This window comes from Promicromonospora umidemergens (assembly GCF_024171995.1).
Classification (GTDB): Bacteria; Actinomycetota; Actinomycetes; order Actinomycetales; family Cellulomonadaceae; genus Promicromonospora; species Promicromonospora umidemergens.
In genome coordinates this window covers 105,267-115,248 of sequence record NZ_JAMTCT010000020.1, presented here as the reverse complement: position 1 = coordinate 115,248, position 9,982 = coordinate 105,267, and the positions used below count along the sequence as shown (strand labels likewise).

9 protein-coding genes and 1 pseudogene are annotated in these 9,982 nt (G+C 68.7%); 7 read left to right on the top strand and 3 right to left on the bottom strand.

The features are described 5' to 3' along the window. The 3 genes and pseudogenes from APR04_RS24190 to APR04_RS24180 form a co-directional block, all read right to left on the bottom strand. Positions 1–405, bottom strand: a pseudogene (locus APR04_RS24190) (protein kinase family protein); the annotation flags it as partial. A gap of 11 nt (positions 406–416) precedes the next feature. Beyond that, on the bottom strand, positions 417–1,184 hold the full coding sequence (locus tag APR04_RS24185) for a hypothetical protein (RefSeq protein ID WP_253875301.1): 768 nt from the start codon (positions 1,182–1,184) through the stop codon (positions 417–419). A gap of 193 nt (positions 1,185–1,377) precedes the next feature. Next, a complete protein-coding gene (locus tag APR04_RS24180; protein ID WP_116677330.1) occupies positions 1,378–1,581 on the bottom strand; it encodes a cold-shock protein in 204 nt (67 codons plus the stop codon). 225 nt (positions 1,582–1,806) lie between these two features. On the opposite strand from APR04_RS24180, the gene APR04_RS24175 reads away from it, so the two are divergent. From APR04_RS24175 to APR04_RS24145, 7 genes are all read left to right on the top strand, one after another. Further along, positions 1,807–2,661 carry an aldo/keto reductase gene (locus tag APR04_RS24175; RefSeq protein WP_253875299.1) on the top strand — a complete coding sequence of 285 codons (855 nt, stop codon included), beginning with the start codon at positions 1,807–1,809 and terminating at the stop codon, positions 2,659–2,661. A gap of 256 nt (positions 2,662–2,917) precedes the next feature. Then, entirely contained in the window at positions 2,918–4,201 is a 1,284-nt protein-coding gene (locus APR04_RS24170; RefSeq protein ID WP_253875297.1) for an ABC transporter substrate-binding protein, read from the top strand. Positions 4,202–4,520: 319 nt separating this feature from the next. Continuing rightward, positions 4,521–5,963, top strand: a complete 1,443-nt coding sequence (locus tag APR04_RS24165; RefSeq protein WP_253875295.1) for a branched-chain amino acid ABC transporter permease — start codon at positions 4,521–4,523, stop codon at positions 5,961–5,963. Positions 5,964–5,976: 13 nt separating this feature from the next. Further along, positions 5,977–6,963 (top strand): branched-chain amino acid ABC transporter permease, encoded by a 987-nt coding sequence (locus APR04_RS24160; protein ID WP_253875293.1) that lies wholly within the window; start codon positions 5,977–5,979, stop codon positions 6,961–6,963. Next, on the top strand, positions 6,953–7,975 hold the full coding sequence (locus tag APR04_RS24155) for an ABC transporter ATP-binding protein (protein ID WP_372496167.1): 1,023 nt from the start codon (positions 6,953–6,955) through the stop codon (positions 7,973–7,975). The genes APR04_RS24160 and APR04_RS24155 overlap by 11 nt, the downstream gene beginning before the upstream one ends. Next, entirely contained in the window at positions 7,972–8,757 is a 786-nt protein-coding gene (locus APR04_RS24150) for an ABC transporter ATP-binding protein (RefSeq protein WP_253875291.1), read from the top strand. Before APR04_RS24155 ends, APR04_RS24150 begins: the two co-directional genes overlap by 4 nt. A gap of 85 nt (positions 8,758–8,842) precedes the next feature. Beyond that, positions 8,843–9,958 carry a threonine aldolase family protein gene (locus APR04_RS24145; protein ID WP_253875289.1) on the top strand — a complete coding sequence of 372 codons (1,116 nt, stop codon included), beginning with the start codon at positions 8,843–8,845 and terminating at the stop codon, positions 9,956–9,958. Positions 9,959–9,982: the final 24 nt, after the last annotated feature.

The window sequence follows — 9,982 nt, the reverse complement described above, 5'->3', positions numbered from 1 at the left end:
GAGTGGCTGGCCCGAGTCGGATAGCACTCGCCAGTGGTACATCAACGGGAAACCCTCGTGGTCTCCCGCGATCACCCAGTTGGTCGTCATGATCTGCGCGGCCAGCTCCCGCCAGGCTCCGGACCCCGGGCCGCCGATGGTGCCGACACCGTAGTGGCAGAAGATCGGCAGCCCGAAGAGGTCAGCCGTTGAGCGAACGTTCTCCGGCCGGAGCTCAAGATCGGTGACGCGCACCTGCTTGACGAAGACCGGAGTTCCCTCGACCTCCAGCAGGACCGTCTGCCCGCCGATGCCGGAGCCGATCGGGGTGGCGGCATCCACGAGCTCGCGCAGCCTGCGATCGCTGCACAGCGACAGCGCTGTGGAAACGGCTCCGTGGGCGGCCAGACGAGGACCGCGAGACAAGTCGGGGATCGTCAGAACTCGCCGCCGCCGCCGAAGTCTCCGCCGCCACCGAAGTCTCCGCCGCCACCGAACATGTCGCCGAAGAAACCGCCGCCGGCGTCACCACCCGCATCGCCGCCCGCGTCGGCACCAGATGCCTCGACCGGCTCGCTACCGGCCTCCGCACCCGGGTCGCCACCCTCGGCGCCCGCTTCCTCGCCGCCACCCTCGGCGCCGCCGCCCTCCTCGCCACCGGCGAAGTCCTGGGCCGGGTCTCCGAAGGAGTCGCCGAACATCATGTCCGCGACCGCCGAGCCGATGACCATGCCACCGATCGTGCCGAGCATGCTCGCACCGAGCATCGAGCCGAAGCCCGGTCCGCGGCTCGAGCCGAAGTTCCGCTCGAGCGTGCCCGGGTTACGCATCTCCGCGCGGGTCGCCATACGGGCCAGGTCCCGCGGCTCGTCCGACGTCGCGCGCTCGTTCGCCGGAACGGTCTCGCTCAGCTGCGCCTGGACCTGCCGCCGCTGCTCGGGCGTGAGCTGCGCGAACGCTTCGGCGTGCGCCTCCTCCACCTGGTCCGGCGGGGCGGTACGGAGCAGGTAGCGGTACCGCTCGATCGCCACCTCGTCCTCGCTGCGGCCCGTGCTCGCGGCAGAGCCGTAGACAGGCGCCGTGCCGTACTCGGGGGTCTGGCCTGGCTGCTGCTGGTACTGCTGTCGAGGCGCGCTACTGCCCTGGTACATGCCGGGGATCTGCTCGCGTGGTTCGCGGCCGAGCAGTCGGTCGAGGAAGCCCATGATCTCGTCCTTCGTAGGTGACGGTCCAGGTGGGGAACGCCCGGCGCGGTCCAACGGTTCCGGATCGGACCGTCAGGCCTCCGGGTGGAATGGCGAAGGCCCGGCCACCTCGAAAGGTGACCGGGCCGACGTCGTACAACCGGCGACGAACTCAGACGAGCTCACCGCGGAGGCTGCGAAGTTTGTGAAGGGATCAGATCGGGCGGATGTTCTCCGCCTGCAGGCCCTTGGGGCCCTGCTTCACGTCGAACTCGACGCGCTGGTTCTCCTCCAGTGAACGGTAGCCGTCCGACTGGATCGCGCTGAAGTGGGCGAACACGTCCTGCCCACCGTCCTCGGGTGCGATGAACCCGAAGCCCTTCTCGGCGTTGAACCACTTAACGGTGCCGAATGCCATGTACTGCTCCTTGCAAGATGCGACGACCCCGGCCTTCGGGATCGCAGTAATCACGGTGTCGTCGTCATCTCTTGGAAGAACGATCGAGGCACTGCAACACCCCTACCCTACCCGCACTGCGCAAGGAAAGCCCGATCAAACTCGAGTGAGTTGTGTCGAGGGGCCCTCCGGGCCGGTTCTCGGCCGCCGTCGACGGTGCGGGACCGGGGTGTTAGAACGGTTGGCATGAACCCAGTCACCGACATCCCGTCCGTCACGCTCAACAACGGCGTAGTGATCCCGCAGGTTGGTCTTGGCGTCTTCCAGGTGCCCGACAACGGCACACAGGCGTGTGTCGAGACCGCCATCGAGCTCGGCTACCGGCACATCGACACTGCCGCCGCCTACTACAACGAGGAGGGCGTCGGCGCGGCCGTCCGGGCGACAGGCGTCCCGCGCGAGGAAATCTTCGTCACCACAAAGCTCCGCAACGGCGATCAGGGCTACGAGAACGCCCTGCGGGCCTTCGAGAACAGTCGGCAGGCGCTCGGCCTCGACGTCGTCGACCTCTACCTCATCCACTGGCCGACGCCCGGCCGCGGTCTGTACGTAGAGACCTGGCGTGCCTTCGAGAAGCTGCTGGCCGACGGCGCGGTACGGGCGATCGGCGTCTCCAACTTCTTGCCCGAGCACATCGACCGCCTGGTCAGCGAGTCGAACGTGGTGCCGGCGGTCAACCAGGTCGAGCTTCACCCGACCTTCCGGCAGCCCACGACGGTCGAGCGGAGCCGGGCCCACGGGATCGTCCCCGAGGCGTACTCGCCACTGGGGCAGGGCGCCGATCTGGAGGCGCCCGCGGTGGTCCGCATCGCGAGCGAGCTGGGCGTGACACCTGGACAGGTGGTGCTCCGCTGGCAGGTCCAGCACGGGGTGATCCTGATCCCGAAGTCCGTGAACCCGGAGCGGATGGCGACCAATATCGACCTGTTCTCGTTCTCGCTCAGCGAGGCGCAGATGTCAGATATCAACGCATTGCACAGGCAGGACGGCCGGATCGGCGCCGACCCGGCGACCGCAGCGTTCACACAGTTCCGGAGCTGAGCCCAGGGACCGACGGCGGTGTCCGTGCGGGCCGGGAACGGGCCCTCGCGCACGCCGCCAACTCATTCTCTTTCCTGTTTGAGACCTGTTATCACCCCCTCTCTTGGGACGCCGCGCGCGTGAGTAACATCCTCGTAACGATCGGGTCGGTGTGACGGACTAGACACACTCGTGTCACACAAGGTGGCTACGTTCATCGCCACGACGAGGCAATTCGCCGCGTCAGGTTCACTCCCGCTCGAAGGGGAACAGCAGAATGATTCGACGTTCCACGGCGGCGCGCGGTCTCGCGATCGCAGCTGTCCTCAGCGTGGGCCTCGCGGCCTGCTCCACGACCACGGAGTCCGGCGGCGACGGCGACGGTGCCGCATCGCAGGATCCGCTCATCGTCGGCACCATCCTCCCGCTCACCGGCACGCTCGCCTCTCTCGGCCCGCCCGAGGTCGCGGGCGTCGGTCTGGCGATCGACGACATCAACGCAGTCGGCGGTGTGCTCGGCAACGACGTCACCCTGGAGCAGGGCGACTCCGGCGACACGACGGACACGAGCGTCGCCCAGCAGACGGCGACCGACCTGATCAGCAAGGGCGCTCAGGTGGTCATCGGTGCCGCGTCCTCACAGGTGAGCCTGAACGTGGTGGACCAGTTCACCGAGGCAGGCGTCATGCAGGTCTCCCCGGCCAACACGGCCGCCGACCTCTCCGGTGCGAGTGACTTCTTCGCACGTACGGCCCCGCCGGACACCGTGCAGGGCGCGGCCCTCGGTTCGCTGATCCTCGACGGCGGTCACCAGAAGGTGGCCATGATCGTGCAGGACGAGGCCTACGGCACCGGTCTGCGCGACCACATCCAGGAGGCGGTCGAGGCAGGCGGCGGCGAGGTCGTCTACGGCGCCTCCGACGCGGGCGACGAGTTCCCTCCCGGTGAGAGCAACTTCTCCACGATCGTCACGGAAGCCCTGGCGGCCAAGCCGGACGCCATCGCGGTCATCGCCTTCGAGGAGACCAAGGCGATCATCTCCGAGCTGACGGCGCAGGACTGGGACTTCAGCGGCACCACGTACTTCTGCGACGGCAACACGCAGACGTACGAGCCCGACTTCGACCCCGGCACGCTCGAGGGCGTCGTCGGCACGATCCCCGGTGCGCAGGCCCCTGACGACTTCAAGGACCTCCTGAACGCCTGGTACGAGGAGAACGAGGGCGAAGAGCTCACGGACTACTCCTACGGGCCGGAGTCGTACGACGCCGTCATCCTGGCCGCGCTCGCCGCCGTCCGCGGTGAGGGCACCGACGGCGCGACCATCTCGGAGAACATCAAGGCGGTCTCCGGTGCCGACGGCGGTACCGAGGTCACGACGTTCGAGGAGGGCGTCGCGGCGCTCGAGGCCGGCGAGGAGATCCACTACGTGGGTCAGTCCGGTGTGGGCCCGCTGAACGAGCAGAACGACCCGACGTCCGCGTTCATCGGCGTCTACAAGTACGACAAGGACAACGTGAACGTCTTCGAGCGCGCGATCGAGGGCAAGGTCGCGGAGTAGCCCGCGAACCGGGGTGACCGCCTGCCACGGCCGGGGTCAGCCCACTTGTGACGACGGCCCGATCGCCTTCCGCGCGGAGGGTGACCGGGCCGTCGTCCTGCCTCGGTTGATGTTTCCTGTAGACAAAAGCAGGCGGACCGTAACTCTTTCGTGTGACATCGGCTGCGCCGAATGTGACACAAACCACGGCTACACTTCCGGCACGCTCGCGAAAACCTTGCGATACACGGCCCGTTCAGGGCTGCTACATCACGGGGAGAACGGTGGCCCGGAGGCTCAGCCCCTTGGCCAGCCCCAGACACCACGGAGGACCCGGCACATGACAGCCGACCGACAGATCGCCTCCGCGGCGCGGCGAATCCTCGCCGTCGTCGTGGCGGTACTCGCGGGCTTGACCGCGAGCGCGGCGATGCTCGCCGCCCCAGCTGCCGCGTCCACAACGGACGTCGCCACCGACTGCACCCCTGACGGGACCACCGCATGTGTCTCCCCGATCGTGCTCGACGAGAACAACGAACCCCTGCCCGGCGTCGACGTGACGATCAGCGGCCAGGGCTTCGAGGAGGTCGTGACCTCCACCGACGGACCGGTGTCCGTCGCGGTCCCCGAGGTCGGCAGCTACACGCTGACCCTCGATCCGGCGACGGTGCCGGACGGTATGCAGCCGAATGCCGCTGAACGTCAGGTCACGGCTCAGCTGGGTTCGACGGCCCGCGGGGCGTTCAGCATCACGGCAGGCTCGGCGCCCGCCGAGACCGGATCGACGACGGAGCCGTCGGAGACCGCTGACGGCGAAGGGGCCAGCACGGACGACGAGGCGGAAGCCAGCGGCATCGGCGCCGATGGATCGACGGAGAACGTCTCAGGATGGCCGGCGTTCAGCCAGGTCTGGCAGCAGTTCGGTTCGGGCATCCGGTTCGGCCTGCTCCTCGCGCTCGCCTCGGTGGGCCTGAGCCTGATCTACGGCACCACCGGCATCTCGACCTTCTCGCACGGCGAGCAGGTGACGCTCGGCGCCCTGCTCGGATTCGTGTCGATCAACTGGTGGGGCCTGCCGGTCTGGGCGGCCGTGCTCGTCACGATCATCGTCTGCGCCGCGACGGGGTGGTTCCAGGACGTGGTCCTGTGGGGACCGCTACGCAGACGTGGCACACCCGTCATGCAGCTCATGATCGTGACCATCGGTCTGTCGATGGCTCTGCAGTACGCGATCCAGATGGTCATCGGCGGCCGCTCCCAGCGGGTGCTGTCGTCGAACGCTCGACCGGTCGAGATCGCGGGCGTCACCCTCAGCGCCGCGTCCTGGCTCTCGATGCTCGTCGCTCTGGTCGTGATCGGCGTCATCGCCTGGTTCCTCACGCGGACCCGGATCGGCCGTGCGACACGTGCCGTCTCCGACAACCCCGCGCTGGCAGCGGCAACGGGGATCAACCCGGACCGCATCGTGCGCATCGTCTGGACCGTGTCCACCGGCCTGGCCGGCCTGTCCGGCATGCTGCTCGCGATCTCGTTCGGCTCGTTCACGTGGACGCTCGGCATGATCCTGCTGCTGCTCATGTTCGCGGCGGTGACGCTCGGCGGCATGGGCACGGCCTTCGGCGCCCTGGCCGGATCCATAGTGATCGGCCTCGTCGTCGAGATGTCCACCCTCATCCCCGGCATGCCGAGCAGCCTTCGGTACGCCTCGGGCCTCTTGATCCTCATCCTCGTGCTGCTGTTCAGGCCCCAGGGCCTGCTCGGTCGCGCCGTGCGGGTCGGCTGAAAGGAGAATCGTCATGGACGAACTGAGTCGAATCCTCATCCAGGCGCTTGGCCAGCTCATTGCGCCCGCCACCGCCGCATACGCTCTCGCGGCGATCGGCCTCAACCTGCACTTCGGCTACACGGGGCTGCTCAACATCGGCCAGGCCGGCTTCATGCTGATGGGGGCGTACGGGTTCGCTATCGCCACCATCGAGGGCGCGCCGTTCTGGCTCGCCTTCCTCATCGCGGCGGCCGCGGGTGCTCTGCTGGCCTTCGTGCTCGGCATCCCCACGCTGAAGCTGCGCGGGGACTACCTCGCGATCGTGACCATCTCAGCGGCGGAGATCATCCGGTTCGCCGGCCGTTCCACCCTCTGGGCCGAGTACACCGGCGGCGCCTCGGGTCTTGCCGGCACCGCGTACAAGGGCACCTTCCAGGACCTGTCCCCGCTGCCGGACGGGCGGACCGCCATCGGGCCGCTCGAGTACATCCACAACGGGTCGGACTCCTGGTGGACCCGGATCTTCGCCTGGGGCGTCGTGCTGATCGCCGTCCTCCTGGTCTGGCTCATCACCCGGAGCCCGTGGGGCCGGGTGCTCAAGGGGATCCGTGAGGACGAGGACGCCGTGCGTGCCCTCGGCAAGAACGTCTTCTCCTACAAGATGCAGGCCCTGGTCCTCGGCGGTATCGCCGGATCCTTGGCGGGCATGTTGTTCGTGCTACCCATATCCGTCGCCCCCGACAACATGGGCCGCACCCTGACGTTCTTCGTCTGGACCGTCATGCTGCTCGGCGGTGCCGCCACCCTGTTCGGGCCGGTACTGGGCTCGATGCTGTTCTTCTTCGTCTACATGCTGCTCCGCACGGGCATGCGCGCGGGGCTCAGCGACGTCATGCCGGCGCAGAACGTGGAGCACCTGGCCGGCCTCATGGTGGGCGTCGCGCTGATGTGCATCGTGATCTTCCGGCCGCAAGGCATCCTGGGAAACAAGAAGGAGCTCGCCTTCGATGTCCGTTGAGAAGACGAAGAACGAGAACGAGCCCGTCGAGCCGACCACGCCCGACGAGGCGGAGCCGATCGGGGCCGTCGCGGCCGCAGAGGCTGCCGCAGTGTCGGACGACGAGCGCAGCGACGCCGCCAGGAAGGTGACCGAGACGCTGAGCCACGTGGAGGCGAAGGTCGGCGTCGCGAAGCCGGACATGATCCTCACGGCCACCGGCGTGCAGCGCCGCTTCGGCGGTATGACCGCCGTCGACGTGGACCACCTGGAGGTGCAGCGTGGCGCTATCACCGCGCTGATCGGCCCCAACGGTGCGGGAAAGACGACGTTCTTCAACCTGCTGACCGGCTTCGACAAGCCCAACCAGGGCAAGTGGGAGTTCGAGGGCCGGCCGATCACCCACACCAGCGCCGCGAAGCTGGCTCGCACCGGCATGGTCCGCACGTTCCAGCTCACCAAGGCGCTGTCGCGCCTGACGGTGCTGCAGAACATGCTGCTGGCCGCGCCGGGCAACCCCGGCGAGAACCTGTTCGGTTCCCTGTTCCGGCCGCTGTGGTCGGGCGTGGAGAAGCGGAACACGGTCAAGGCGATGGAGATCCTGGAGCGGTTCAACCTCGCCGCGAAGAAGGACGACTTCGCCGGGTCGCTCTCCGGTGGGCAGCGCAAGCTGCTGGAGATGGCCAGGGCCCTCATGACCAACCCGACCATGATCATGCTCGACGAGCCCATGGCCGGCGTGAACCCTGCCCTGGTGCAGTCGCTGCTCCACCACGTCCAGGCGCTGCGCGACGAGGGCATGACCGTGCTGTTCGTCGAGCACGACATGCACGCCGTCCGGCACATCTCCGACTGGGTGGTCGTCATGGCCGAGGGCCGCATCGTGGCCGAAGGCCCGCCGGACAGCGTGATGCAGGACCAGGCCGTCGTGGACGCCTACCTCGGCGCCCACCACGACACCGATCTCGGGGACGACGCGCTGCTCGACCCCGCAGTGCTGGCCCGGCTCGAGGCCGAGGAGGAGAAGCGATGAGCGAGGCGACCACGACCGAGCCGAAGGCACCCGAGGCGAAGGCCCCAGAGCTGCTGCTGCGCGCCGAGCACCTGGTGGCGGGCTACGTGCCCGGCGTCAACATCCTGCAGGACTGCTCCATCGAGGTGGCCAAGGGCGAGCTGGTCGGCATCATCGGCCCCAACGGCGCCGGCAAGTCCACGCTGCTCAAGGCGATGTTCGGGCTCGTGAAGATCCACAGCGGCAAGGTGATCCTCGAGGGCGACGACATCACGGGCATGAAGGCGAACCGGCTCGTGGAGCGCGGCGTCGGGTTCGTGCCGCAGAACAACAACGTGTTTCCGTCGCTCACCGTCGAGGAGAACATGCGCATGGGCGTGTTCCTGCGCCCCAAGACGTTCAAGGAGCGGTTCGAGTTCATCACCGACCTGTTCCCCAACCTGGGGGAGCGACGCTCGCAGCGAGCGGGCGCCATGTCGGGCGGTGAGCGCCAGATGGTCGCGATGGCCCGCGCGCTCATGATGAACCCGTCGGTGCTGCTGCTCGACGAGCCGTCCGCCGGCCTGTCGCCGGTGCGGCAGGACGAGACGTTCCTGCGGACCCGCATGATCAACAAGGCAGGCGTCTCCGTGATCATGGTGGAGCAGAACGCGCGGCGCTGCCTCCAGATCTGCGACCGGGGCTACGTGCTGGACCAGGGCACGGACGCGCACACCGGGACCGGCAGGGAGCTCCAGGCCGACCCCAAGGTGATCTCGCTGTACCTGGGAACGCTGGCGGAGGACGTCGACAAGGCCTCCTGACCCACCTCCCGCGACGTGTCAGACGTACGGGTCGCCTCAGGCGACCCGTACGTCTGACGTGTTGGGGGAGAGGGAGAATGGGGGCGTGCAGCATCTCGCCTCCGACAACTACGCCCCCGTCCACCCCGAGGTCATGGCCGCGATCGTCGCGGCCAACGACGGGGCCGCCGTCTCGTACGGTGACGACCCCGTCTCCGCCCGTCTCCAGGAGCGCGCCACCGAGGTGTTCGGCGACCAGGCCCGCATCTTCCCGGTCCTGAACGGCACGGGCGCTAACGTCATCAGCCTCATGGCCGCCGCACCTCGCTGGGGCGGCGTGATCACCAGCGACGTCGCGCACGCCCACACCGACGAGAACGGCGCCCCCGAGCGCGTCGGCGGTCTCAAGGTCCTGGCCGCACCGAGCGTGCAGGGCCGCATCGGGCCCGACGCCGTCGACCGCTACGCCGGCGACATCGGCAACGTGCAGCGCGCGCAGCCGGCGGTCCTGAGCCTCACGCAGGTCACCGAGCTCGGCACCGTCTACTCGCCTGCCGACCTCAAGCTCCTCGCCGACACCGCCCATGCGATCGGCCTGCGCGTGCACGTCGACGGGTCACGTCTGGCGAACGCGGCGGCCACGCTCGGCGTCGGGCTGCGGGAGATCACCACCGACGTCGGCGTGGACATCGTGTCCCTCGGCGCGGCGAAGAACGGCGGCATGCTCGGCGAGGCGGTAGTGGTGCTGGCCGACGGCGCGGCGGGCTCGCGCGGGGCGGCCGGCGCACCGGCCGGGCTGGTCGAAGCGGTGCCCTACCTGCGCAAGGCCACCATGCAGCTCGCGTCGAAGACCCGGTTCGTGTCGGCACAGCTCCTGGCGCTGCTCGGCGAGCCGGGCACACCGACGTCCGGCACAGGGGACAGCGCGCCCCTGTGGCTGCGCAACGCCACGCACTCCAACGCGATGGCGGCGCGCCTGCGCGCGGGCATCGAGGCGGCAGGCCTGACCGGGACCGTCCGCATCACCTGTCCGACCGAGGCCAACGTCGTGTTCGCGACCCTGCCTCGCGCCGCTGCCGACCGGGCGCGTGCCCACACGCGCTTCTACGACTGGGCAGCCGGCGAGACGGCGGACCGCGTCGAGGTGCGCTGGATGTGCGCGTGGGACACCACGGAGGCGGACGTCGACGGGTTCGTACGGGTGCTTGCCGACGCCCTCTGACCGGGCCCTCGCGGCCAAGGCCGA

Coding starts and splice junctions, on each gene's coding strand:
- APR04_RS24185 (WP_253875301.1), bottom strand. CDS start 1,184: ATGGGCTTCCTCGACCGACTGCTCGGCCGCGAACCACGCGAGCAGATC.
- APR04_RS24180 (WP_116677330.1), bottom strand. CDS start 1,581: ATGGCATTCGGCACCGTTAAGTGGTTCAACGCCGAGAAGGGCTTCGGG.
- APR04_RS24175 (WP_253875299.1), top strand. CDS start 1,807: ATGAACCCAGTCACCGACATCCCGTCCGTCACGCTCAACAACGGCGTA.
- APR04_RS24170 (WP_253875297.1), top strand. CDS start 2,918: ATGATTCGACGTTCCACGGCGGCGCGCGGTCTCGCGATCGCAGCTGTC.
- APR04_RS24165 (WP_253875295.1), top strand. CDS start 4,521: ATGACAGCCGACCGACAGATCGCCTCCGCGGCGCGGCGAATCCTCGCC.
- APR04_RS24160 (WP_253875293.1), top strand. CDS start 5,977: ATGGACGAACTGAGTCGAATCCTCATCCAGGCGCTTGGCCAGCTCATT.
- APR04_RS24155 (WP_372496167.1), top strand. CDS start 6,953: ATGTCCGTTGAGAAGACGAAGAACGAGAACGAGCCCGTCGAGCCGACC.
- APR04_RS24150 (WP_253875291.1), top strand. CDS start 7,972: ATGAGCGAGGCGACCACGACCGAGCCGAAGGCACCCGAGGCGAAGGCC.